The organism is Arthrobacter sp. 01L42 (genome assembly GCF_056400005.1).
In genome coordinates, this window is the sequence record NZ_JBFTSL010000009.1 from 111,089 (window position 1) to 135,024 (window position 23,936).

23 protein-coding genes are annotated in these 23,936 nt (G+C 68.7%); 7 read left to right on the plus strand and 16 right to left on the minus strand.

Features of this window, described 5'->3' with window-relative positions; genetic code table 11:
- Positions 1 to 140: 140 nt before the first annotated feature.
- The 8 genes from AC1DN2_RS10200 to ssd all read right to left on the minus strand — a co-directional run bounded on the left by AC1DN2_RS10200 (position 141) and on the right by ssd (position 7,698).
- On the minus strand, positions 141 to 638 hold the full coding sequence (locus tag AC1DN2_RS10200) for an Rv3654c family TadE-like protein (protein ID WP_476850236.1): 498 nt from the start codon (positions 636 to 638) through the stop codon (positions 141 to 143).
- Positions 635 to 1,105, minus strand: a complete 471-nt coding sequence (locus AC1DN2_RS10205) for a TadE family type IV pilus minor pilin (RefSeq protein ID WP_476850237.1) — start codon at positions 1,103 to 1,105, stop codon at positions 635 to 637. The genes AC1DN2_RS10200 and AC1DN2_RS10205 overlap by 4 nt, the downstream gene beginning before the upstream one ends.
- Positions 1,102 to 1,428 carry a DUF4244 domain-containing protein gene (locus AC1DN2_RS10210; RefSeq protein ID WP_476850273.1) on the minus strand — a complete coding sequence of 109 codons (327 nt, stop codon included), beginning with the start codon at positions 1,426 to 1,428 and terminating at the stop codon, positions 1,102 to 1,104. The genes AC1DN2_RS10205 and AC1DN2_RS10210 overlap by 4 nt, the downstream gene beginning before the upstream one ends.
- Positions 1,429 to 1,681: 253 nt before the next feature.
- Positions 1,682 to 3,388 carry a hypothetical protein gene (locus tag AC1DN2_RS10215; RefSeq protein ID WP_476850238.1) on the minus strand — a complete coding sequence of 569 codons (1,707 nt, stop codon included), beginning with the start codon at positions 3,386 to 3,388 and terminating at the stop codon, positions 1,682 to 1,684.
- Positions 3,389 to 3,727: 339 nt separating this feature from the next.
- Positions 3,728 to 4,339 carry a type II secretion system F family protein gene (locus AC1DN2_RS10220; protein WP_476850239.1) on the minus strand — a complete coding sequence of 204 codons (612 nt, stop codon included), beginning with the start codon at positions 4,337 to 4,339 and terminating at the stop codon, positions 3,728 to 3,730.
- 16 nt (positions 4,340 to 4,355) lie between these two features.
- Positions 4,356 to 5,255, minus strand: a complete 900-nt coding sequence (locus AC1DN2_RS10225) for a hypothetical protein (RefSeq protein ID WP_476850240.1) — start codon at positions 5,253 to 5,255, stop codon at positions 4,356 to 4,358.
- On the minus strand, positions 5,252 to 6,592 hold the full coding sequence (locus tag AC1DN2_RS10230; RefSeq protein WP_476850241.1) for a TadA family conjugal transfer-associated ATPase: 1,341 nt from the start codon (positions 6,590 to 6,592) through the stop codon (positions 5,252 to 5,254). Before AC1DN2_RS10230 ends, AC1DN2_RS10225 begins: the two co-directional genes overlap by 4 nt.
- Complete coding sequence (ssd, locus tag AC1DN2_RS10235; RefSeq protein ID WP_476850242.1) at positions 6,589 to 7,698, minus strand: septum site-determining protein Ssd; 1,110 nt, start codon at positions 7,696 to 7,698, stop codon at positions 6,589 to 6,591. Before ssd ends, AC1DN2_RS10230 begins: the two co-directional genes overlap by 4 nt.
- 134 nt (positions 7,699 to 7,832) lie before the next feature.
- Between ssd and AC1DN2_RS10240 the strand changes: the two genes are divergently transcribed.
- Both AC1DN2_RS10240 and AC1DN2_RS10245 read left to right on the plus strand, forming a co-directional pair.
- Positions 7,833 to 9,575 carry a bifunctional 3'-5' exonuclease/DNA polymerase gene (locus AC1DN2_RS10240; protein ID WP_476850243.1) on the plus strand — a complete coding sequence of 581 codons (1,743 nt, stop codon included), beginning with the start codon at positions 7,833 to 7,835 and terminating at the stop codon, positions 9,573 to 9,575.
- Positions 9,576 to 9,718: 143 nt separating this feature from the next.
- On the plus strand, positions 9,719 to 9,979 hold the full coding sequence (locus AC1DN2_RS10245) for a YegP family protein (protein ID WP_308197265.1): 261 nt from the start codon (positions 9,719 to 9,721) through the stop codon (positions 9,977 to 9,979).
- A gap of 85 nt (positions 9,980 to 10,064) precedes the next feature.
- Here the strand turns inward: AC1DN2_RS10245 and AC1DN2_RS10250 are convergent, their stop codons facing one another.
- From AC1DN2_RS10250 to AC1DN2_RS10260, 3 genes are all read right to left on the minus strand, one after another.
- Positions 10,065 to 10,745, minus strand: coding sequence for an NUDIX hydrolase (locus AC1DN2_RS10250; RefSeq protein ID WP_476850244.1), 681 nt, complete (start codon positions 10,743 to 10,745; stop codon positions 10,065 to 10,067).
- Entirely contained in the window at positions 10,742 to 11,512 is a 771-nt protein-coding gene (nth, locus tag AC1DN2_RS10255) for an endonuclease III (RefSeq protein ID WP_230008030.1), read from the minus strand. The genes AC1DN2_RS10250 and nth overlap by 4 nt, the downstream gene beginning before the upstream one ends.
- A 96-nt stretch (positions 11,513 to 11,608) precedes the next feature.
- A complete protein-coding gene (locus AC1DN2_RS10260) occupies positions 11,609 to 13,096 on the minus strand; it encodes a hypothetical protein (protein WP_476850245.1) in 1,488 nt (495 codons plus the stop codon).
- A 431-nt stretch (positions 13,097 to 13,527) separates the two neighbouring features.
- On the opposite strand from AC1DN2_RS10260, the gene acs reads away from it, so the two are divergent.
- Positions 13,528 to 15,558, plus strand: coding sequence for an acetate--CoA ligase (gene acs, locus AC1DN2_RS10265; RefSeq protein WP_476850246.1), 2,031 nt, complete (start codon positions 13,528 to 13,530; stop codon positions 15,556 to 15,558).
- A gap of 47 nt (positions 15,559 to 15,605) precedes the next feature.
- On the opposite strand, the gene AC1DN2_RS10270 is transcribed toward acs, so the two are convergent.
- A complete protein-coding gene (locus tag AC1DN2_RS10270) occupies positions 15,606 to 15,740 on the minus strand; it encodes a hypothetical protein (RefSeq protein ID WP_476850247.1) in 135 nt (44 codons plus the stop codon).
- Here AC1DN2_RS10270 and aroQ point away from each other — a divergent pair.
- Positions 15,739 to 16,215: a type II 3-dehydroquinate dehydratase gene (aroQ, locus tag AC1DN2_RS10275; RefSeq protein ID WP_230009056.1), complete on the plus strand. Its 477-nt coding sequence runs from the start codon at positions 15,739 to 15,741 to the stop codon at positions 16,213 to 16,215. The genes AC1DN2_RS10270 and aroQ overlap by 2 nt on opposite strands.
- A 2-nt stretch (positions 16,216 to 16,217) precedes the next feature.
- A complete protein-coding gene (locus AC1DN2_RS10280; protein WP_476850248.1) occupies positions 16,218 to 17,402 on the plus strand; it encodes a DUF2332 domain-containing protein in 1,185 nt (394 codons plus the stop codon).
- A 50-nt stretch (positions 17,403 to 17,452) separates the two neighbouring features.
- Here AC1DN2_RS10280 and AC1DN2_RS10285 read toward each other — a convergent pair whose 3' ends face one another.
- Positions 17,453 to 18,637 carry a MarP family serine protease gene (locus tag AC1DN2_RS10285; protein ID WP_476850249.1) on the minus strand — a complete coding sequence of 395 codons (1,185 nt, stop codon included), beginning with the start codon at positions 18,635 to 18,637 and terminating at the stop codon, positions 17,453 to 17,455.
- Between the two features lie 215 nt (positions 18,638 to 18,852).
- Here AC1DN2_RS10285 and AC1DN2_RS10290 point away from each other — a divergent pair, with 215 nt between their 5' ends.
- Positions 18,853 to 19,530 (plus strand): Crp/Fnr family transcriptional regulator, encoded by a 678-nt coding sequence (locus AC1DN2_RS10290; RefSeq protein WP_011693220.1) that lies wholly within the window; start codon positions 18,853 to 18,855, stop codon positions 19,528 to 19,530.
- A gap of 398 nt (positions 19,531 to 19,928) precedes the next feature.
- Here the strand turns inward: AC1DN2_RS10290 and AC1DN2_RS10295 are convergent, their stop codons facing one another.
- The 3 genes from AC1DN2_RS10295 to AC1DN2_RS10305 are packed head-to-tail and all read right to left on the minus strand — an operon-like array spanning position 19,929 to position 21,605.
- The gene (locus AC1DN2_RS10295) at positions 19,929 to 20,840 is read right to left on the minus strand and encodes an NUDIX hydrolase (protein ID WP_476850250.1); all 912 of its coding nucleotides are present in this window, start codon (positions 20,838 to 20,840) and stop codon (positions 19,929 to 19,931) included.
- 16 nt (positions 20,841 to 20,856) lie between these two features.
- Positions 20,857 to 21,447 carry a RidA family protein gene (locus AC1DN2_RS10300; RefSeq protein ID WP_476850251.1) on the minus strand — a complete coding sequence of 197 codons (591 nt, stop codon included), beginning with the start codon at positions 21,445 to 21,447 and terminating at the stop codon, positions 20,857 to 20,859.
- A 2-nt stretch (positions 21,448 to 21,449) separates the two neighbouring features.
- Positions 21,450 to 21,605: a DUF4177 domain-containing protein gene (locus tag AC1DN2_RS10305; RefSeq protein WP_003797879.1), complete on the minus strand. Its 156-nt coding sequence runs from the start codon at positions 21,603 to 21,605 to the stop codon at positions 21,450 to 21,452.
- Between the two features lie 37 nt (positions 21,606 to 21,642).
- Between AC1DN2_RS10305 and AC1DN2_RS10310 the strand changes: the two genes are divergently transcribed.
- Complete coding sequence (locus tag AC1DN2_RS10310) at positions 21,643 to 23,934, plus strand: transglycosylase domain-containing protein (protein WP_476850252.1); 2,292 nt, start codon at positions 21,643 to 21,645, stop codon at positions 23,932 to 23,934.
- Positions 23,935 to 23,936: the final 2 nt, after the last annotated feature.

Consider the following 23,936-nt stretch of genomic DNA (forward strand, 5'->3'; position numbering starts at 1 on the left):
AGGTTCGGAGCCGGGGCGGCAGGGCGGTACGTTCGTGTGAGCCGGCGGCAGGCAGGTTCGGAACCGGGCGGCGGCAGGGCTGCACGCCAGGCCGCAGACGGATGCACGGCTTCTGGCGACCGCCGGAGTTGGTGCATCTTTCACGGTGCCGGCCCGTTCCCGGCCGCAGGGGGCGGTCCGGCCCTGGCCAGTCCCGTGGCCGCCCCGAGGAACGGTCCGGCGCTGAACTCGGTGCGCACCTGAACGGTGTCGTCCGGTCCTTGGGCACAGGCAGCCAGCGTGGCGTTGTTCTTCATTGCGACCTCTCGAGCCACAGCGCAGGGTTCGCCGGACGTGATGCCCCGCGCGGCATCCGCCGCAGCCAGCGCTGCCAGATCGGCGGCCGCCGCAGCCCTCGATGCCGCAACGGCCGATTCGGCCAAAAGAAGCAGCAGGGCCAACGCCATGATGACCACCAGCCCGAGTCCCAGGGCCAGGACGGTCCCCGACCCCCGCTCTGAAGACGTACACCGGTGCCGGGCGTGGGCGGGTTTCGGGCTCCGGGGTCGCGGCCCGCGGGCACGGACACGGACAGGTGCAGGTGCAGGTGCAGGTGCAGGTGCAGGTGCAGGTGCAGGTGCAGGTGCAGGCGACATCATGTGCCGCCTTGCCACGGGGAACGGGAGACGCCTTTCAGTTCGGGCTCGTCCAGCCCGGGCCGTTGTGCCGCGCCGGGAGCCTCCGCACGCGCCCACGCGCTGGCGCTGAGGGCCCAGGGAACCAGGGAGCCAACGGCCCCGGGGACCCGGCCGGAAACGGTGACCCTGTGCCACTCGCCGTCGTGCGTCACCTCGCAGTCCGCCGCGTCGCCGGCGAGACGGCGGACAATCTCACCGACTTCGCCTGCCGCGGCTCCCCTCGCCACCGCCCGGGCACCGCCGCGGGCCGCTTCCTCAACCCGCAGCTGCATCACCCCGGCCGCCGAACCCGCGAGCAGCACGGAGAGCAGGAGAACGACCGAGGGCAGCGCGACGGCGAACTCAGCAGTGACGGCCCCGCGGCACTCCCCCGTCGGCGGCGGCTCCCCCCGGCCGCCGCTCCCCCGGGCGCGCCAGAGTCCGTTCATGGCAACGTGAGCGCCGTCCGGATGAGGTTCAGGAGGAACCCGCGGACCTCATCGCTGCGCATGATGAACACGAGGACCCCGGCGAAACCCACGGCGGCCAGGGTTGCGATGGCATATTCAGCGGTAGCCATTCCCGCCTGCGCGGCCGGCGGCCCTGTGCGGCCCCGCGGTTGAACGGGAACAACCGAGCTGGCGCCGGGGTAGATCTCATAGACCTCCGCAACGCCGCCCTCCCCTGCTTCAATGCGACGTGCAGCGGGAGTGTCCTGATTTGTTGACATCTGCTTTCCTTCCACGGGACACCGGCGTGATCGCCGGCTGATTCGACTCTCCCGGCTTGCACGTCGCGCCATAAGCCCCGATGGCAGCTAAGTGGAAAACGTGCCCGAAGATGCCGTCGTGGCGGCCTGTGGAGGAGAAGTGTCTGGCCCATTCCGGGCGGCCAACAGCCGCCAAACGCAAAGCCCTGGTCCGCCGGCGTTTCGCCCGGTCCAAGACAAGGCTGAACCCGAGGGGCTGCGGTCCGCACTGCGACGACAGCCCCTCGGGTTCAGTTGGTGCGGGTCAACCGCGTTCCTAAGGCAGGAAGTATCCCGCGAGGTCGGCGATGAGGTGTGAGGATCCGGAGGACCGGTTGAACAACGTCACCTTTCCGTCTGAGCCGACGGGGACCGAGACCAGGTTCGGCACAGTCTGTCCGGCGGAGAAGTTCAGGTTGGACGCGTCCGGACGGGTGGAACCGGAGGGGTAGGCGGTGATGTAGCCGATGGACTGGGGCGACACGACCGTCAGGTTGAAGACAGCCGCCAGGACGCTCGAGGGGATGCCGTTGGCCCCGGCAATCTGGAAGGACACCGTGGAGTCCGGGCGAACAGCCGTTGCGTTTCGGGTGTCGAGGATCCTGGATGGACCCGTGGCCTTGAACGCACCGGTGGCTGACGGCGTGCCGCCGAGGTAGTAGCCGGCAACGTCTGCGATCAGGTGCGAACGTCCAAACGAACGATTGAGCAGTGTGACTTTTCCGTCTGGACCGATGGGGACCGTGACCAGGTTCGGCACTGTCTGTCCGGCGTTGAAGTTGAGGTTAGACGCGTCCGGACGCGCCGCGCCCGAAGCATAGGCCGTAATGTATCCGATCCTTGTTGGCTCGGTCACTGTGAGGTTGAAGACCACAGCAGCGGCAGTTGCCGGTATGCCGTTGGTCCCCGCAACCTTCAGGGACACGGTGGAATCCCCTGCAAGCGCCGTCGTGGTCCGGGTGTCCAGCAGCCGCTTTGGCGCGAGGCTTTGGAAGGCGCCCGGCGTCGCTGGCGCCCCCGTGACGTAGTAGCCGGTGACATCGGCGATGAGGTGGGTTGTGCCTGAGGATCTGTTGAACAGCGCCACTTTTCCGTCCGCACCCACCTTGACCGTTACCAGGTTGGGCACGTTTTGGTTGGCACGGAAGTTCACATTGGATGCATCCGGCTTTGTTGTCCCGGAGGGGTAGGCGGTGATGTAACCAATGGATTTTGCTTCAGTGACGGTCAGGTTGAAGACGACCGCCGCGACATTTGCCGGGATCCCATTAGCCCCTGCAACCTGGAAGGAGACGGCCTTATCGGCACCCACCGGCACCGTTTTCCGGGTGTCGAGGAACCGTTGTGGGGCAATCGGGGCAAACGTTCCGGGCAGCTGGGCTGCCGCCTTTCCGGCCTTGATAACGACGTCGTCAATGAAGCTGTCGCCTGCCTGCCGCCGGTGTTCGGCACCAAGTTGCATCTTGGTGACCGCGGTAAAGCCCGTGGCGATCTGCTTGCTGGAATACAGGAGTTTGCCGTCGAAGATCACCTCGACCGTGGAGGAGGCCCCATTTGCGACGACGTGCGTGACGATATGGTGCCAGGTGCCGAGAGGGACATTGACTTTCATCGGGGTGTAGCGGAGGGTTCCGTCGGGCGCCGCGACCCGCAGCCACATCGGGCCGACGCCGCCGTTGGATCGGTAGACGTCTATGAACCGGGTAGTCCCGTTGAAGAAGCGGAAGTACGGGACGTTGTTGCCGGCGACGCCCTCTTTGGTGATGTTGAACCAGCCGTCGGCGTAGACCTCATTGTTTCCGGCAGGAAGTGGTGCGGAAAAATTGGCCACCGACCCGGCATCCGTGGTGACGTGAACAAAGGCTGAGCAGCGGCCCGAGTGCTGCTGGACCGAGGAGACATCGGCCGTGCCTGTCCCGGCGGTGAATGCGGCGGCGAAGCCTGCGGTGGTGAGGCTTCCGGACTCGAAGTTCGTGGCAATCACCGTTGTGCCAGGGTATTGGTTGGTCGGTTGGGGTGCTCCCGGCTGACAGGTCGGTACGGCGGCGGACGCCGGACTGGCACCGACCGCCAAACCGGTCAACACTAGTAGGTTGAGCGCTGCAATCACGCCCGCTTTATACAGTCGAATCATTGATCTGCCCCCCTGGCATGGCTCCCAGTTAGTACGAGACCCCAGATACTCCGGGATTCGAGGCGCCAAGGAGGTGCTGTGAGAAGCCGACGCACGAGACCGCTCATACTCCGACGGTGCCTGCCCCAAAGGTATCCCCCAGCAACTTGAATAAACCTTGGGCCCGGGGTGATCCCCGGGCTGCCGGCATCACGCCCGAAGCAGCCCAAGGAGCACGGGCACGACGCCGAGGCAGACGAAAGCCGGCAGGGAGCACAGGCCCAGCGGCACCACGAGCTTCACCCCGAGCGCGGCCGCGCGCTGCTCGGCTGCCCTGTTGCGTTCACGGCGGAGCCGGGCCGCCTGGGCATAGAGGAGCGCTGAGGAGGGGGCGCCGGTAAGCGCGGCGAAGGAAAGAGCGTCGCGCAGGGCCTGAAGTTGGGGCGCCCGGGCACCGGAGCTGCGCCATGCCGTGCCCCAGTCCGCACCGATTGCGAGGGCTGACACAACCGGCCGAAGCTGCCGCCCGAGTTCCGGTGGCATGAGGGCGGCCACGAGGTCGAGGGACCGGCCAAGTCCGGCTCCCGCATCCAGCATTGCGCCGATCAGTTCCAGCATCATGGCGGTGTCCCGCAGGCCCGGGAGGCCGTGACGTCCGTGCCGGCCGGCGTCGTGGACCGTCGGGCGCCGGGCGGCCCCGCCAGCAGGGGCCCGAAGCTGGCGCCGGAGCCGCCGGCGGACACGGCCCGGGCGGGCGAGGACGACTGCGGCTGCCCCGGCAAGGCTCGCTGCCATCACGAATCCGGCAAGTTCGGGCCTCACGGCGACCACCGCGGCGTCACGTTGGTGGTTCCGCCGCGGCGCGGACGAGCCTTGCGGACCACAACCGACCGACGGCGGTCAGCGCCACGCCTGCGGCCAACGCCGCGAGGCCCCAGGGAGTTCCCAGCAGTGTCGCCACCGGGTCCACGCCGAGCAGCAGGCCGAGACCCAGGCCCGACAGCGGCAGCCAGGTCAGCAGACGAACGGTCGCGCGGGGGCCCGCCAAGGCCGTCTGCCGCGCCGCCTCGGCGTCGTCCTCCGTTTCAAGGTGGGCGGCAAAGCGCGCCAGGACATCGGCCAGGGGGCAACCGCTGGCTTCAGCGGTGTCAAAGCATGCGGCGAGCTCGCCCCACACACGCACGTCGCGGCGGGCCCGGATGCCGACGGCACCCGTGGTGACCGTGACGACGGCGCCCGCACCGGCAGTGACCGCGGAGACCTCGCGGCGGATGGCCGCGGCCACGGAAGACCCGCGCCGGGCGGCGGCACGCGCGGCTGCGAGGATCCTGCGGGACTCCGGGCCGAGGACCGTGCCGGTGCCGTTTGCGGTGCGGGGCTGGCCGGCGCTGTGAACTGCGGCCTGGGCCGCCGGCCCGTCCCGCGCGGTGTCACCGCCGTACAGGGCCCACAGTTCATCCCACAGTCGGGCGGGGATGCGCCCTCCCTTCAGCAGCGCGGCCAACTGCTGGACCAGGACTGTCATGGGGACGGGCCCGGCATCGGCGGATCCCCTGCCGCGCCAACGGGTCATGCCCCCGACGGCCCGTCCTGGGCGGGATCCCGGGGAACCGTAGGCCGCGGGAGCTCGCGTGCCCGCGGCGTGCAAGGCCCTGCGGGTACGATGGCCGGCCGCGCGCGGGGTGGGAAATGCCAGCCACACGGCCAGGACCAAAACGACGATGAGGAAGACGGTCATCGCTGCGTCCAGGGCTGGAGGGATTCGCGGCCGGAACCCGGCGGCCGTCCTGCCGGCAGCGCCGCCTGCAGTTCGGAGGGGTCCGCCCCGGCCAACCCGGGATCCAGGCCGAGACGGCGCGCCAGCAGCGGCCAGGCTCCGCCGAAGCGGAGCTCGCCCTGTTGGATCTCCAGTGCGGCGGCGACAACCAGGCCCGAGTCTAGGACCTCCATGATTCCAACGCTCGCCACCTGGCGGCCCGATTCGGTCCGCTCGACGTGCACGACGACGTCGATCGCGCTGGCGACCTGCAGCCGTACCGCGTCCTGGCCCATGCCGGCGAGCGCGCCGAGGGCCGTCAGCCGGGCAGGCACAGCCGCCGCCTCATTCGCGTGGATGGTCCCGCCGCCTCCGGTGTGTCCGGTGTTCATCGCCGAGAGCAGCTCGCGGACCTCGGCGCCGCGGCATTCGCCCACCACCAGCCGGTCCGGCCGCATCCTGAGGGCCTGGCGGACCAGTTCGCCCAAGTCGACGGCGCCACCGCCTTCCAGGTTTCCGTGCCGGGATTCCAGCGCGACGACGTGCGGGTGGACTGGATTCAGTTCTGCGGCGTCCTCAATCAGGACGAGTCTCTCCCCGGGGTGGCACAATCCCAGCAGTGTCGCCAGTAACGTGGTCTTCCCCGAACCGGTGGCCCCGCTGATGAGGAAGCTCAGCCTGGCCGCCACCATGCGTTCGAGCACGGACTGGACCAGGCTCCCGGGCGTCCCGGCCCCGAACATGCCGGCGCGCTTCAGCTCGGGCATGGAGAAGACCGTGGCCCGGCGGATCCGCACGCTCAGGAGGGTCCCGGCCGTGGAAATGGGCGGCAGCACGGCGTGCACCCGGTAGCCGCCGTCGAGCCGGACATCGACGCACGGCGAACCGTCATCCAGGCGGCGGCCACCGGCTGCCACCAGCCTCGCGGCGAGGGCCCGGATCTGCGGTTCCCCGGAAAAGACGACCGGCGCCTTTTCCAGACCGCGGCCGCGGTCCAACCAGACCGAGTCCGGCCCGTTGACAAAGATGTCTGTCACGGCGGGATCACGGGTGAGCGGTTGCAGGGGGCCCAGGCCGTTCAATTCCGCGCTGATGCTCTCCACTGCGGCCAGGGCGCCGGCCGTGCCGAGCAGCCGCCCGCTCGCCTGGACCGCGGCCGCCACCCTTGAGGGGGTTACCGGGGAGGCATCGGCCATGACGGACTCGCGCACGGACTCCAGCAGCGTCTGGTCGAGAAATCCCTGCGAGCGGCGGCGGCCCGGTGCCCGCCGGGCGGGACGTTCCGGTTCGGCCGGTTCTACGGCCGCGTGGGCACTCATGAGCCGTCTCCGCCGTTCAGCTCAAGGAGTCCGGCCGCGAACCGGCGGACGGCGCGGTGCCGGCCAGTTTCGAGAAGGCGGCCGAGTTCCGTTGCCCCGGCCAGATCCTTGATGTCCGGCATGATGCCCTGAAGGACAAGCCCCACGGAGCCGGCGATCAGCGGCGCATCCAAAGCGGCGCCGCGACTGGCCCGGACCACGAGAGCGGTGTCCACGGGTGGAAGCTCCTGCAGCAGCCAGGCCGTGGCGACGGCGGCCCGCAGCCGGGCGGGCGCCACGACGATGATCCGGTCGCATTCGCCGGCGAAGGCCCGCAGGGCCTCCCGTTCCCGGCCGATATCCAGCACCACCAATTCGCAGCCGCGGCGTGCGGCGTCAAGAACCGCGGCCACGGTGGTCACGTCCACCCCGGCGGCTTTGTCACGGGTTCCCGGCCACGACAGGAAGGAAAATCCGCCGGCGACCGGCAGCGACTCTTCCAGCTGGGCGGGGTCGATACTGCCGCTCACCCCGGCCAGATCCGGCCAGCGGAGCCCGTGGGTTTCCTCGGCGGCCAGCGCCAGTTCCAGGCCCCCTCCCCGGGGGTCGCCGTCGATCAGCAGCACCCGGATCCCGGCCCCGGCGGCGGCCTGCGCGATCCAGATGGCGGCGGTCGTGGCCCCGGCACCGCCGCAGCCGCCGGTGAGACCCAGCACTAGCCCGCCGGCTTCCGGGGCGCGGGACCGGCTCAGGTATTCAGCCAGCCAGGCGGCCGCGTCCGGCAACACCGCGACGCGTTCGGCCCCGACGGCGGCGGCCAGATGCCATAACCCTTCTCCGTCACCTTCGAGGCCGAGCATCACGGCAGGGGTCCTCCGCCGGGGCGGCAACCCGCGGATGTCGCTGCCCACCAGCACGGCGGCCGCGGCGTCCCAGAACGGCGCGGCCTCGGCAACGTCCTGCACCGTCCGCAGCTGGCCGCCGGCTGCTGCGACGATGCGTTCCACCTCGTTGCGCAGCACATCGGCGCCGGTGACGAGCAGGATTTCCGCGGAATCGCCGGGGGTCCAGGGCTCATGTTCCCGCGGTGGCGGTGAGCCTGGGCCACGGTGCTGGTGCCTGTTCATGCTGCCACTGTGCCCGGGCCGGGACCGCAGCGGAACCGCCGTCGTGGGCTATGTGGACAAGTCCGGCGTCTTTCCTGCACCGCGGCCGGGGACCGAGCACGGATCACGTCCCGGAGCAGGGCAGAATTGATCCTATGTATCTGCTGCTCGCTGCCCACGCCGACGGCGCGGCACTGCAGCAGCTCACGGCCGATGGCGCCCCGGAACCCTCCAATCCGGAACCCCGTGTGGTCAGGGCCGGCGACCTCGCCGGAATTGTGCGCGAGTTTGAGGAGCGGCACCCGCGCTGGATCTGGCACCGTACGCAGGACTGGTATCCCGCGTTGCTGCGCGCCGGGGTGGAACTCGAGCGCTGCTACGACCTCACCTTGTGCGGTTCGATCCTGGCCCACTCGGAGTTCACCGCCCACACCGGCTACGCGCAGGCGGCGGAGAAGCTGACCCAGGACGACGAGCTGAACCAGCCCCCGCGGGGGCTGCAGCCTCCTGCCCCGCCGCCGGAACAAGGGGCCTTGTTTGATGCCCCGGCCTCCGGCCGGCGTCCCGGCCAATCCCTTGAGGCTCTCCGCGCCGAGTACGCCGCGCAGCAGGAGGCCCTGCGCCAGGCGGGACCTGCGCCCGGAACGGCCTCCGGCACGGTCGTCGTCCCTGACGCCGGCCGGCGCCAACGGCTCCAGCTGCTGCTCGCGGCGGAATCCGCCGGAGCCATGATCGCCGCCGAAATGCAGCACACCGGCGTCCCGTGGCGGGAGGAACTCCACGAGCAGATTCTCGCAGAACACCTCGGACCCCGCCCGGCTCCCGGTCAGCGTCCGGCCAAACTCGAATCGCTCACGGCCGAACTGAGGCTGCTGCTGAAGTCGCCCGCGCTGAACCCGGACTCGCCGCAGGAGCTCATGCGCGCCCTGCACCGCAACGGCATCGAAGTTAAAACCACCCGCCAATGGGAGCTGAAAGAATCCAGCCACCCCGTGATCGTGCCGCTGCTGGCCTACAAGAAACTGGCCCGTCTCCACGCGGCCAACGGCTGGGCGTGGCTTGATACCTGGGTGAAGGACGGCAGGTTCCAGCCTGAGTACGTGGTGGGCGGCGTGGTCTCGGGCCGGTGGGCGTCGCGGGGCGGCGGGGCGCTGCAAATCCCGCGTCAGGTCCGCGGCGCGGTCCACGCCGATCCCGGCCACAAACTGATCGTTGCCGACGCCTCGCAGCTGGAGCCGCGCGTGCTCGTGGCGCTGGCCCAGGATTCCAAAATGGCCGAAGCCGCCCGGGACAAGGACCTCTACGCCGGCATTGCCGCCCAAGGCTTCGGCGGCGACCGGGCGAAGGCGAAGGTGGCCCTCCTTGGAGCAATCTACGGGGCGACCACGGGCGAGTCCGGCCGGCTGATGCCCCAGCTGGCCCGCACCTACCCCCGCGCCGTGGGCTTCGTCGAGCAGGCTGCCCGCGACGGCGAAGCCGGCAGGACCGTGACTTCGCGCCTGGGCCGGAGCAGCCCGCCGCCGTCGGAGCGCTGGCTGCAGAGCCAGCACTCCACCACCGCGGAAGAGCAGCGCCGGGCGGACTCGATCGCACGCTCGCGCGGCCGCTTCACCCGGAACTTTGTGGTCCAGGGCTCGGCCGCTGACTGGGCGGCATGCTGGCTCGCGGAACTGCGACGGAGGCTTCGCGCCATACGGTCGGACGGCGCAGCCGCCGGCGAACTGGTGTTCTTCCTCCACGACGAGGTGATGGTCCACTGTCCCGAATCCGCCGTCGGGGATTGCATCAAGGCGATCGAGGACTCCGCAAATGCCGCGAAGGAGCTCTTGTTCGGCCGCATTCCGGTCGAATTTCCGGTCAGCGTGGCCGTCGTCGATTCGTACGACAATGCCAAATGAGTGACCGAAGTCACCGCCTGTAACGTACCCGTCGGTAGCGTTGTGTGCGCTCCGTCACCGGGCTACCCTCGGAAAGGCCGGTGAATTTCCCGTACGATCCGCCGGCTATTGCAACGACGCAAGGATATTGGGGAGGCACAGGTTTGGCTGGCATTTTTGAGATCGCGCAAGCTGGCGACAAGGCTTATTTCTTCAGGTTGACGGCGGCGGATGGCACGGTAGTGGCCGTGTCCCCGCTCTTCAGCTCCATCAAGAGCGCGGCGGCGGGCATCAACGCCGTGCGCGAGAACGCCGCGACCGGCCTGGTTGTGGATCATTCCGGCGCCCACCGGCGGGTCGCCTCCAGCAGGTCGGGAGGACGGGCGATGGCTCCCCTGGCAGGCAGCCCGGTGGCTGCCGGCTAGATGGCTGCAACCCCGTTGCTTCCCGGCAGGCAGCCCGGCGGCTGCCGGCCAGCGGACCGGCCGGCAGGCCGGCGCCGTGCGGCCTTCACACATCAATCCCGTAGAGCCGCGCGCGGTCCCACGGCACGGCCCAGCCCAGCTGTTCAAAAAGCTGGTTCAGGATCATCCCGGTAAAACCCCAGACCACGACGCCGTTGACGGTGAAGGCTGGGCTCTGGAATGTCTGGCCGGCCCGGCTGACCGTGGCCATCACCCGGTTGTCCGGGTCCAGCAGGTCCCTGACCGGGACCCGGAACACCTGCGCGGATTCACCGTAGTCAACCACCCGGACCGGCGACTGGGCAGCCCACCAGGCCAGGACCGGCGTCACCAGGAAATTGCCCCGGGGCAGGGCCAGTTCAGGCATCACGCCGAGTACGTCCACCCCCTCAGGGTTCAGGCCAGTCTCCTCCTCCGCCTCGCGGAGGGCCGCGTCCACCACGGACTCACCCGGATCGATGCCGCCGCCGGGAAACGCCACCTGCCCGGGATGGTCCTCCAGCGTTTGGGCCCGCTGCAGCAGCAGCACGTCCAAATCGGCCGGAGCCAGCAACTTCTCGGACACAGCGGGGACGTTGTCGAGCGCACCAAAGAGCATCAGCACCGCTGCCCTACGGACCCGCTCGCCGGGTTCGACGGCGAGTTCCCGCCAGCGCGGATCCGGGGCCGGCGCCGTGCCCGCCTCCACCGCGGCAACGAGCTCGACGAGGTCCTGGCGCGCGGTCACGGCTGTTTCCTCTGCGATTCCATCCGGATTTCCGCGGCGCGGTGAGTCTCGGCCAGCAGCCGGGCCAGCAGTTGCTCCTGGCCCGGGGCGAGTTCGTACTTCAGCAATTTCTTTGACTTCTCCGGGTCGGTTTCCCCCATGCCGTAGCTGGGGCACCAATTGGCCACCGCGCAGGCGCCGCACGCCGGCTTCCGGGAATGGCAGACGCGGCGGCCGTGAAAGACGACGCGGTGCGAGAGCATGGTCCAGTCCTTCGGCTCGAACAGTTCAGCGACGTCCGACTCGATCCGGACCGGATCATCCGACTCGGTCCAGCCAAAGCGCCGGGCCAGCCGGCCGAAGTGGGTGTCCACCGTGATGCCCGGGATGCCGAAGGCATTGCCCAGCACGACGTTCGCGGTTTTCCGCCCGACGCCGGGCAGCGTCACCAGGTCCGCGAGCCGGCCCGGCACCTCGCCGTCGTACTCGTCCACCAGCCGGGTGCACAGCGCCAGGAGATTTCTGGCCTTGGCGCGAAAGAAGCCGGTGGGCTTGATGATGGCCTCCAGCTCGGCCGGATCCGCTTCCGCCATCCGCCGCGCATCCGGGTAGCGCGCGAACAACAGGGGCGTGATCTGGTTGACCAGCACGTCCGTGGTCTGCGCGGACAGCACCGTGGCTATCACGAGCTCGAACGGCGTGCGGAAGTCCAGCTCCGCGTGGGCATAGGGGTACTGCTCCGCGAGTTCCCGGTTGATCCGGCGCGCGCGGCGCTTGAGCGCCAGCATTGACTCCCCCGACGCCCGCGGCGCACCCGGCTTGGCGCTCCCCGGGATCGGGTTGCCGGGTTCCGAGCCGCCGGATTCCGTGGTCACGGCGGCGGACTAACCGCGTTCGATGTTGCTGAGGTCCCGCAAAACGCCGAGCCGGCCGTCGGTGTGCTGGACCAGGAACTCGTTGCCGCGGTCCTCCAGGGCAAGGACCCAGCCGCCGGGTTCAATGACGAACGCCGGGGCACCGGTGCGCACATCGACGGCGGTGCGGGGCTGCGCGACGGCGAACCAGAAGGCCTCGTGCACGGGGTGGACATCATCCTCCGCGGGCCGGCTGGCGGGATCAACGGTCGCGCCGATGGGTTCCTGCGGCCGGGCCTGTTCCTGCGGCCGGACCTGGGGGTTGACCGTAGTGGGGGCACTGCCGCCGGTGGCGGCCGGCACGCCGGCGGCCTGGGTCTGTTCCGCGGCCTGGGTCTGTTCCGCGGCGGGAGCGGTCTGTGCAGCCGCACCAGCGGCACCAGCGGCGGCGACACCAGCGGCGGCGGCACCGGCTGCAGCAGGGACGCCCGCGGTCCGGGTCTTGTCCGCGGCGGACGGAGCAGACTCCGGAGCCGGGGCCTGCGTCGGGGCCGCCGATGAATCCGTAGATGCCGGGGCAGCCGCGCCGGCGGCTGGCACCACGCCCGAGATCTGGGTCTCCGGTGCGCCGGGGGCCGCAGCGCTGGGGGCCGCGGCGGACGCCGCACCCGCCGAAGATGCCCCGGCAGAGGGCCCGGCAGGTGTGGTTGCCGCCGGCGTGGCCGTCTGGCTGCCGGTGGCCGGACGCTTGGCCCAGCCCGCGGCCTCCCCGGAAGCGGCTTGGCCGGACGCAACCGGGCCGGACGCAACCTGGCCCGATGCGGCCGCCAGAGAGGCGCCCGCCCCGGCCGCGCCGGACGCACCCGCAGCGTCCTTGGTCAATTTGGATTCCTTCGGTTGTTTCGGTTGCTTCGGCGCCTTCGGTGCCCGGGGCTTTCGCACCGGGACAACAGCTTCGCGGGCAACCACGTGGGCAGGCGCGTCCTCCCGGCCCAGGAAGTCGCCGGCAAAGAACGGGATCCAGCGGCCCAGCACCGTGGCGGCGAAGAGCCCCAAAGCGCCCAGGAGCGCGATCAGCATGCTCGGCACGAACGCCCCGGCGGCGGCGAGGAAAAAGAAGGCCAGCGTGAAGGACGCTACAACGGACGCGAACTGGTCGATCGACAGGGATCCGATCCGGATCTTGGTCGACGGGCTGAGGCGGCGGGCCACAAACAACGCGGTGACAATGAGGGGCAGCACGATGCCCAGGCCCAGGAAGAAGAGGCTGCCCAGGTTCCAGAGGTTGTAGGCGAAGGCAAACATAGGAATCAGTGAGGCGATGAAAAGAAGCAGCGTGGAGCCGAAAACGGTGAGGTCACGGATGGTGAACGGGCCGAGGACGGCTTCGTTCTTCTTCCCGGTCTTTTTGTCCACCGTGAAGCGTGGCGCATCCCCGAACCCGGCGGGCCCCGGCTGCGCCGTTCCACCCTGGTTCTGGGCGGGCGCCCGGAGCTGCCCGTTGTCTTGCTCGTTCATTCCGTATCTCCTTAGCATGGCGGCGCCCTGGACAGCGCCGTCTAACGGCAGGCAAGGACAGGACCGCCAGCGGTCCTGTCGCCTCCATCGGATGTCACAACTTCATCTCAGCCTAGCCAAGTGAATGGCCGATCACTAGCTGACAAGCCGTGGGCGGACGCAGCAGAATTCCCCAGATTTCCGAATCCCGGACGCTTGCCCCGGCCCGCCGTCCGGCGCCGGGGACAGACCACTCGGCGCTTAACCTACACCGCTCACGGTGCTGTTTGTGACGGGGCGCACGTTTGGTCGGACCCAAGTATTAGTGTTGATTCCAGACAGCGCTAGCGGCACTGCCGCCGTCTGCCGCCGCCCGACGTCGCGCATGCGGCCCGGCGCGACGGTGGCGAGCACGGCCGCGCAGCCCGGATCGATGAATGATGAGGTTCACCATGTCCCAGCAGACACCCGGCTCCACGGCCACGCAGACACCCCAGGGCGATGCGTTCGAAAACCTGTCCCAGGAGAACCGCCGTTTCGCGCCCTCGGCCGAGTTCGCCGCGAACGCAGTGGTCACCGCCGCCGATTACGCAGAGGCCGACGCCGACCGTCCGGCGTTCTGGGCGAAGCAGGCCCGGGAGCTGCTGAGCTGGTCCAAGGACTTCACCCAGGCGCTGGACTGGTCCGACCCGCCGTTCGCTAAGTGGTTCGTCGGCGGCGAGGTCAACGCGGCCTACAACGCCCTGGACCGGCACGTCGAGGCCGGCAACGGGGACCGGGTGGCGATCTACTTCGAGGGTGAGCCGGGAGATACCCGCACCTACACCTACGCGCAGCTGACCGAGGAGGTGAAGAAGGCCGCGAACGCGTTCGAGTCCCTCGGCGTGGCCAAGGGCGACCGCGTGGCCGTGTACCTTCCCATGATCCCCGAGGCCGTCATCACCCTGCTGGCCTGCGCCCGGATCGGCGCGATCCACTCCGTGGTCTTCGGCGGCTTCTCCGCCGAAGCCCTGCGCTCCCGGATCGACGACGCCGAGGCCAAGCTCGTGGTCACGGCCGACGGCACCTACCGCCGCGGCAAGCCCAGCGCGCTGAAGCCGGCCGTCGACGACGCGTTGTCCCACGAGGGAGACGGCACCGGACACACCGTGCAGAACGTCGTGGTGGTCAAGCGCAACGGCCAGAACGTGGACTGGCACGAGGGCCGGGACCACTGGTGGGCGGACACCGTCGGCGCCGCGTCCCCCACACACACCGCCGTCGGGCACGACTCCGAACACCCGCTCTTCATCCTCTACACCTCCGGCACGACGGGCAAGCCCAAGGGCATCCTGCACAGCACCGGCGGCTACCTCACCCAGGGCGCCTACACGCACAAGGCGGTCTTCGACCTCCACCCGGAGACCGACGTCTACTGGTGCACCGCCGACGTCGGCTGGATCACCGGGCACTCCTACGTCGCCTACGCCCCGCTCATCAACGGCGCCACCCAGGTGATGTATGAGGGCACCCCGGATTCCCCGCACCAGGGCCGCTGGTGGGAAATCGTGGAGAAGTACAAGGTCTCCATCCTCTACACCGCCCCCACCGCGATCCGCACCTTCATGAAGTGGGGCAAGGACATCCCGGCCAAGTCCGACCTCTCCTCGATCCGGGTCCTCGGTTCCGTCGGCGAACCCATCAACCCCGAGGCCTGGATGTGGTACCGCGAGGTCATCGGCGGCAACGCCGGCAAGAACGGCGAGCGGAAGGAAAACCCCGCGCCGATCGTGGACACCTGGTGGCAGACCGAGACCGGGGCGCAGATGATCGCCCCGCTGCCCGGCGTCACGGCCACCAAGCCCGGCTCGGCCCAGGTCCCGCTGCCGGGCATCGCCGTGGACGTCGTGGACGAACTCGGCGAATCCGTACCCAACGGCCACGGCGGCTTCCTCGTAATCCGCGAACCGTGGCCCGCCATGCTGCGCGGGATCTGGGGCGACCCGGAGCGGTTCAAGGAAACGTACTGGTCCCGCTTCGAGACCATGTACTTCGCCGGCGACGGCGCCAAGAAAGACGAGGACGGCGACATCTGGCTGCTGGGCCGGGTGGATGATGTGATGAATATTTCCGGCCACCGCCTCTCCACCGCAGAAATCGAATCCGCACTCGTGTCCCACCCCGCGGTGGCGGAAGCCGCCGTCGTCGGAGCCGCGGACGAGACCACCGGACAGGCCGTCGTCGCCTTCGTGATCCTCCGCGCCGACGCCGTGGACACCGGCGACGCGATCGTCCAGGAACTCCGCAACCACGTGGGCAAGGAAATCGGCCCGATCGCCAAACCCAAAACCATCCTCGTGGTCCCGGAACTGCCCAAAACCCGCTCCGGCAAGATCATGCGCCGCCTGCTCAAGGACGTCGCCGAAGGCCGCGAAGTCGGCGACGCGACCACCCTGGCGGACAACACCGTCATGGCCCAGATCGCGCAGTCGCTGAAGAAATAGCCGGCTCGTTCCCATAAGGGTTCGTCGGCTGTGTTTGGCTGGCCTGTTTATCCGGCGGCGGCGCCGCCGTCGTCGTTGGTCCTGTCTGTCGACGCGGCCGCGGCGGGAACATTCGCAGCAGCGAAGAATGCGGCAGTAACGAACGGCGCGCGCGGGCCGCGGCGCGATAGATTTGCAGACATGACTGAAGCCACCTCCGCCACCGTTGCCGGCCGCGGCACCATCCTGGTTCTCAACGGACCCAATTTGAACCTGCTTGGCACCCGCGAGCCCGAGAAATACGGGACGGCGACGCTGGCCGACGTCGAACAGCTCGCCAAAGACGCCGGTGCCGCGCACGGCCTGGACGTCGAGTGCTTCCAGTCCAACCATGAAGGGGCCCTCGTGGACGCCATCCACGCCGCCCGCGGGAAGGCGGTGGGAATCGTGCTCAACGCCGGCGCCTACACGCACACGTCCGTGGCCATCCGGGACGCCATTTCCGCTGTTGCCCTGCCGACGGTCGAGGTGCATATCACCAATGTTCACGCCCGCGAGCCTTTCCGGCACCATTCCTACCTTTCGGACATCAGCAAGGCCGTGATCGCCGGCGCCGGGATCCTGGGCTACCGCTTCGCGGTGGAATACCTCGCCGGGCTGCACGCGGCCGGGGACTGAGCATGTCCCCGGTGGAACCCGCGGCGGCGGAAGCATCCGGGGAACCGTCCGCAGCTCCGGCCCCTGCCACGGGCACCGCCTCGGACACAGCACCGGACGCGGCTACGGCTACGGCTACGGCTACGGACACAGACACAGACACAGCGCAGTGGTACCGGCACTTCGGCACGGTCGATGCCCCCGGTTCCTCCCCCTGCTATGCCGCGTGGTCCGTGGGGATCGCCGGGGACGCCGAGGTGATTCGGCGGATTGATCAATGGCCGCACAACAAGCGCCAGCCGCTGCTGATCCTCGCCGCGGCCCGGTTCCTCGGCGCGCAGATCAGCCCTTACCGCGATTTCCGGAGGTTCCTGGACCATCACTGGGACGCGGTCTCGGAAATCGTGCTGTCCCGGTCCACGCAGACGAACGAGGCCGGCCGCTGCGCCACCCTGCTGCCCTCACTCGCGCAGATATCCGCGGCAGAGGGCCGGCCGCTGGCCCTCATCGAGGTGGGCGCCTCGGCGGGGCTGGCACTGTTCCCTGACCGCTACGGTTACGATTTTGTCGACACCGGGGCGGGGGCACCGGATGAGTCGGCGGCGGACCCGGCGGCGGAAGCAAGGACGACGCGGCTGGTTCCGGATGGCGCCCAGCCTGGCACGTTTCCGGTCCTGCGCTGCCTCACCTCGGGCCCGGTGCCGCTGCCGGCGGAAATTCCCCGGGTGGCATGGCGTGCCGGGATCGACCTCAACCCCCTGAACGTGCGCGACCCGGCCGACGTCGCCTGGCTCGAAGCCCTCGTCTGGCCGGAGCAGGAGTTCCGGCTTGAACGGCTGCGCCAGGCGATCGCCATTGCCAGGGAACGGCCGCCGCTGCTGGTGGCCGGCGACCTCAACGAACAACTTGTGGAACTCGCCGGCCGCGCCCCGGCCGACGCCGCCCTGGTGGTATTCCACAGCGCCGTCATGGCGTACCTGGATGCCGGCGGCCGCTCCCGGTTCCGGCGCACCATGGCCGACCTCGCCGCGGAGCGGGGCTGCCACTGGCTCTCGAACGAAGGCCACATGGTGGTGGTGCAGGCAGACGGGTCCAGTGTGGTCCCGGAAATGGATGACGCCCGGCTCCGCGGCCGGTTCCTGCTGCTGCAGGACGGCCAGCCGGCAGCCATCACGGGCCCGCACGGGCAGAGCCTGGAGTGGCTCTAGCTGCGTGCGGCTCCGGCGTGGCTGTGGCTAGGGCCTGCGTGGCCGTCCGGTTATTTCTTGATGCACTGTCCGGACGAAACGGCACTGCCCAGACCCGGCGCCTGAGCCGCCACGGGGCTCAGGTCATTCATGGTGATCGCAAATCCGAGCGAGGACTCGGTTGTGGCCTTGGCAAAAACGACCCCCGCCACCTGCCCGTCCATGGTCAGGAGCGGACCCCCGGAGTTGCCCGGCTGCACGTCGCCGGCCAGCCGGTAGACGTCCTCGGGCGACGCATTCTTGCCATAGATGTCCGGGACCAGCACGGTGGCGATGTCCTGCACCGTGGCCGGTTTGGACTGGAAAGGCCCGCCGTGCGGATAGCCGGCAAAGGCCGCGGCGCTGCCGGACGGCAGGTCGGCCGCCAGCGCCAGGGGTTCCGAGCGCAGACCGTCAACGGCCACGACGGCGAGGTCGTGCTGGGAGTCAAAGTACACGACGCGCCCAGGCAGTGCCCGGCCACCGGGCGTTTCCACCACCGGTTCGTCGACCCCGGCGACCACATGGGCGTTGGTCACCACGCGCCCGGGGGCGACGACGAAGCCTGTTCCCGTCTGGTTCTGACCGCACTGGTAGGCGGTTCCGGCGATCTTGAGCACGGACGCGGCGGCCTTGTTCAGCGCCGGCGTGTCCGTGCTGGTGTCCGGAACGGCAACGGGCTGGCTCTGGCCGAAGCCGTCCAGCAGCGTGGGGATTCCCTCGCCGATCACGGCGGAACGCAGCTGCGCCATTGATGCCTTGACCGGCATCGGCGTCACGCCGTCGATGAACCTGATGACTTTGGATTCCGCGAGCTGCTGGGACACGAACGGCACACCCAGGGCCCCGATGCTGAACGCCAGCATCGACATCACAAGGGCGGACACCACCACGTTCACGCCTCCGCCCACGAGGCGGTCCGCCGCCCGCAGGGGGCTGAACGGGACCACGCTGCGGATTCGCCGCCCGATCATGGTGCCGAGGCCGTTGCCCACGATCATCAGAAGGACCGCCGTGGCAACGATCGCCGTCAGGCGCCAGCCGCTGTCCTCCACGAGGCCGCTGACGATGGGCACGGAGACGAAGGCGGCGACGGCGCCTGCCGCGAATCCCGCGATGCCTCCGAGCGTCACAAGGAAGCCGTTGCGAAGACCGTGGATCAGGTAGGACAAGAGCGCCACAACCAACAGCAGGTCCAAAATGGTCAAGCCAAACACCGGGGCTCCTCACAGACAGTTCAGCGACGATTCTACCGGTGTAAGCTGAACGTTTGCCGACCGGCCGCCAGCCTGCACAGGGATCTGCGCGGACTTCCCGAGCCGTTCGCTTTCGGCCCCTTCGGGCGTTTCCGTGCCAACTACGTCACAGAAGCTCCAAAATTCTGAAAGAATGGCTGAAGCGCCCCAGCCGACACAGCTAGTCAGGAGATTTCATGGATATCGAGGTATTGCGCCGCGCACCCCTTTTCGCCACGCTCGACGACGAGGCGTTCCGTCTGCTGACGGACGAACTTACCGAGGTGGACCTTTCACGCGGTGCCTCGGTATTCCGGGAAGGCGACCAGGGTGACCAGCTTTACTTCATCGTCTCCGGCAAGGTGAAGCTCGGCCGCACGTCGCCGGACGGCCGCGAATCACTGCTGGCCATCCTCGGCCCGGGCGAACTTTTCGGCGAAATGGCGCTGTTCGACCCCAGCCCGCGCACGGCCACGGCAACTGCCGTTTCCGAGACGCGTCTTGCCGGCCTGAAGAACGAGAGCCTCAACGCGCTGCTGCGCACCCGCCCCGAGGTCTCGGCCCAGCTGCTGCAGGCCTTGGCACGCCGCCTGCGCCGCACCAACGATTCCCTTTCCGACCTCGTCTTCTCCGACGTGCCGGGCCGTGTGGCCAAGGCGCTGCTGGATCTGGCCGACCGCTTCGGCCGCCCGGCGACCGACGGCGTCCTGGTCGCCCACGAACTGACGCAGGAGGAGCTCGCCCAGCTGGTTGGCGCCTCCCGTGAAACGGTCAACAAGGCCCTCGCAGAATTCGTGCAGCGCGGCTGGCTGCGCCTGGAAGCGCGCGCCGTCGTCATCCTTGACATGCAGCGCCTCCGCCAGCGTTCCCGCTAGGGATCCCCAGCAGCAACCACGAAGGCCGGCCCCGGAAACGGGACCGGCCTTCTGCCGTTAATCTTCTGCCGTTAATTCGCGGTGGCGGTTTCGGGCTGGTTGTCCGCGGGACATGTCCACTGGTGCGGATCGGGGCGGAGCATGTCCCCGGGCCGGCAGGCAGCACGAAGGGACATGTCCCGCCCCGGCTGCAACGACTGGACATAATGCCACTATGTCCACCTGTCAGGTCCACCGGAGGGCATGTCCCGGGCCGGCACGCTGCACGAAGGAACATGTCCAGCGCTCAGGAGCAGGGCGGGGCATGTCCCGGGAATCGCCCGGCTCCCCGCCCGGGCCAAGCCCTAACAGGCCGCCCGCATGGGGTCAGCCTTCCGTGGCGTCGGCGCTCCCCGGGCCTAGCGTTCCCGCTGCGGTTCGCCGGCGATCGTTTTGGCTGCTTCGACTTCAAGCATGAGCCGGCCGTCTTCCTCGACCAGCTTCGGCTGGTACACGTGGGCCTTGCGCTTGTAGCTGAGGTAGGCGATGCAGCCGTTGGCCTTGGCCATCTTCTCAAGCATGATCTCCGAGCCAGGGACCAGGAGTTCGCCCAGGGTCCGGCCGACGGTGTTCTCCTGCCCTACCTCGTCACCCAGCACGGTGCTGTCCCGCTCGCTCACGACTTTCCGGACGCACACCCAGCGGCCCCAGACGCCCTTGCTGGCCAGCAGCGAGGGCTGCTGGTTCACCGGCACGGTGGCGGCAAAGTAGCGGGTGTTGAACCGGCGGTGCGCGAAGTCGGGGCTGAGCCAGTTCACCAGGGGTTTGAGCAGGTCAGTGCGCAGCGAGAGCCCTCGCTTGGCGAGCAGGTCGGTGAAGGATTTCTCCTGCTCGGCCACGGCTTCGCGGGCGCGCATCCAGTCGGCATTGGAGGTCAGTTCCACCGTGGTGGACAGGTCGGGGCCGGCCAGCAGGATGCCGGTCTCCTCAAACAGTTCACGGATGGCACCGACGACGTGTCGGCGCGCCAGCCCGACGTCGGACGTCCCCATCTGCTCGGCCCAGTGCTGGGGTGAGGGGCCGAGCCAGCCGACGGCGTCGTCGTCGGTGGATTCCAGCGATCCGCCGGGGAAGGCGAGGACACCGAGCGGGGAGGACCCCGTGCGGTAGCCGAGCCAGGTCTCCAGGCCCGTGGGCGAATCCCGCAGGAGGATCACGGAGGAGGCCAAACGGGGCGCGCGGGGCGTCCGCTCACCGTGTTCAATCCAGCTGCGGGCTGCTCCCTCAAGATCCGGGGGCAGGACGAACAGGCGGCGTTCTAACTGAGGCAACGAAGTAACCGGTCTACTAGGCGAATTCAGCGATCAGTTCGACTTCGACAGGCGAGTCGAGCGGCAGAACGGATACGCCGACGGCGGAACGTGCGTGCTGGCCGGCGTCGCCGAGGACCTGGCCCAGCAGCTCCGAGGCGCCGTTGATGACACCGGGCTGGCCGGTGAAGGAAGGGTCGGAGGATACAAATCCGACAACCTTGACGATCCGCGTGATGCGGTCGAGGTCGCCGATCACACTCTTGACGGCGGCCAGTGCGTTGACGGCGCAGACGGCAGCGTAGGCCTTCGCGTCCTCCGGGGACACCGTGGATTCGTCGGAGGCGCCCGCCGAACCGGTGGAAACCTTTCCGGTGGCCTCGAGCTTGCCGTTGATGAACGGCAGCTGCCCGGAGGTGAAGACGTGGTTGCCGGAAATCACGGCCGGAACATACGCCGCGACCGGAGCAGCGACGTCGGGGAGCGTCAGGCCCAGCTCCGCGAGGCGCTGTTCGACGGCGGACGACGCGCCCGCGCCGGCCGTGGGGCTCGCTGCGCCGGCCGTGTTTTCGGAGATGTTTTCCGCGCCCGCCGGCGTGGCCGGAGCGGCTTCTGAGGGGGTGTTCATGGCTACTGCTTCTCCCGCTTCAGGTAGGCAACCAGGCCGTTTCCATCGGGTCCCGGAACAACCTGGACGAGCTCCCAGCCGTCGTCACCCCACTGGTCCAGGATCTGCTTTGTGGCGTGAATAATGAGCGGAATCGTGGCGTACTCCCATTTGGTCATGACATAAAGCCTAGTCGTTGCCGGTAAAGTGGAAAACATGGCGACTGGCAAGAACCCTTTATTCGACACGGCCACCACCCTCGGAAAGATCTTTCTTTTCCTGGGCGTGAGCGCTATTTGCGGTGTCCTGGTGGCGGGCCTCCTGGTCCCCGCGGCGGCCGTCTCGGGCAGTGCGGCGAGCGGTTCGATCCAGTTTTTTGACACGCTCCCCGCTGAGCTGAAGGTCGATCCGCCGAGCCAGTCGACCACGATCCTGGCGTCCGACGGCAGCCCGATCGCGAACCTCTACGCGGAAAACCGCACCCGCGTTTCGCTGGACCAGATGTCACCGCACATCAAGGACGCGATCATCGCCATCGAAGACAGCCGCTTCTATGAGCACGGCGGTGTGGACACCACCGGCATCCTGCGCGCGCTCGTGAGCACCGCCCGCGGCAACAAGCAGGGCGCGTCCACGATCACGCAGCAGTACGTCAACAACGTCATCAACTCCTCGCTGGAGGCCGAAGGCAAGGGCGACGAGGTCCTGCTCAACGGCGTCAACAAGGGCGTCGGGGACAAGCTCCGTGAAATGAAGCTGGCCATCGCGCTGGAGAAGAAGTTCACCAAGGAGCAGATCCTTGAGGGCTACCTGAACATCGTGTTCTTCAACCGGGACGCCTACGGCATCGAGGCCGCGTCCAAGTTCTTCTTCAGCACCACGGCCAAGGACCTGACCCTGCCGCAGGCGGCCCTGCTGGCCGGCGTCGTGAACAGCCCCTCCTACTACGACCCGATCACCAATCCGGAGAACGCCAAGGTCCGTCGCGACCTCGTGCTCCACGCAATGCTGACGCAGGGCAAGATCAAGCAGGCCGACTACGATGCCGCGGTGGCGACGCCGGTGCAGACCAAGGTCACCCAGCCCCGCCAGGGCTGTGCGTATTCGCAGACGGCGCCGTACTTCTGCGACTACGTGCTCCACCTGCTCCTGAACAATCCGGCGTACGGGGCCGACGCTGCCGAGCGTGAGCGGAAGATCTTCCGCGGCGGCCTGACCATCAAAACCACGCTGGACCCGAAGGCCCAGTCCGTGGCCCAGGCCCAGGTGGACGGATCGGCCGGCGCGAACCCGGACAAGTGGGGCGCCTCGCTGGTGTCCGTGCAGCCTGGTTCGGGCAAGATCGTCTCCATGGCCCAGAACACCGTCTGGTTCCCGGCCGACGGCAAGTTCGACCAGACCCAGAACTTCAACGTGGACGTGCAGGACGCCAAGGGCAATGACCTCAACGGTCTCGGCGGCTTCCAGCCCGGGTCCACGATGAAGCCGTTCACGTTCGCGGAGTGGCTCAACGAGGGCAAGTCGATGAGCACCCAACTCAACGGCGCCGTGCGCCGATACCCGCCCGGCTTCCCGTGGAAGAACACCTGCCCCACACCGACGACTGACTCGTACGACGACACGGCCGGCACCCATGACCTGCAGAACGCGGACGATAAGCATTACAAGTACATGTCTGTCCTGGACGGCCTGGCGAACTCGATCAACACCATCACGTTCGCCTCTGCCGCCCAGGTGGACCTCTGCGGGATCCAGAAGATCGTGGACGCCGTCGGTATCCACGAAGGCCTGCCGAGCCCGAACGGCGACGATCCCAACCCCAAGGTTCCGATGACCCGGTTGAGCAGCCTGATCGGCGCCCGCCAGACGGCGCCGCTGACCATGGCCAGCGCCTTCGCCACCTTCGCCAATGACGGCAAGTACTGTGAACCGATGGCCATCGAGTCGGTGACGGACGCGACCGGCGCCCAGCTGCCGGCGCAGTCTCCCAACTGCCGGGACGCGATCAAGCCCGAGGTGGCCCACGGCGTCGCGTACGCCATGCAGGAAGTGCTCAACCGCGGCTCGGGCTCGCTGATCCAGCCCCGGATTTCGACCCGGACCACGTTCCCCATCGCGGCGAAGACCGGCACCAACGACAACAACAGCTCCACCTGGGTGGCGGGCTACACCAGCGGCCTGGCAACGGCCACGTGGTTTGGCGATCCCCTGGGCAACCAGCAGCGCGCCGGGCAGAACGTCACGATCAACGGCAACTTCTACACGGGCATCGACGGTTACATGATCGCCGGGCCGCAGTTCTCGAACTACATGGCCCAGGTGGCACCGGCCTATGGCACCGATCCGTTCCCGGCCCCGCCGTCGGACATGCTGTACTCCCCGGCCCCGGTCCCGGACCCGATAACAGTGCCGCGGACCACCATTCCGACCGGCAAGAGCACCGAGCCGGCCACGCAACCGTCCGCCGACCCGACACCGGCACCGACGAAGTCCTCCGGCAAGAAGTAGCC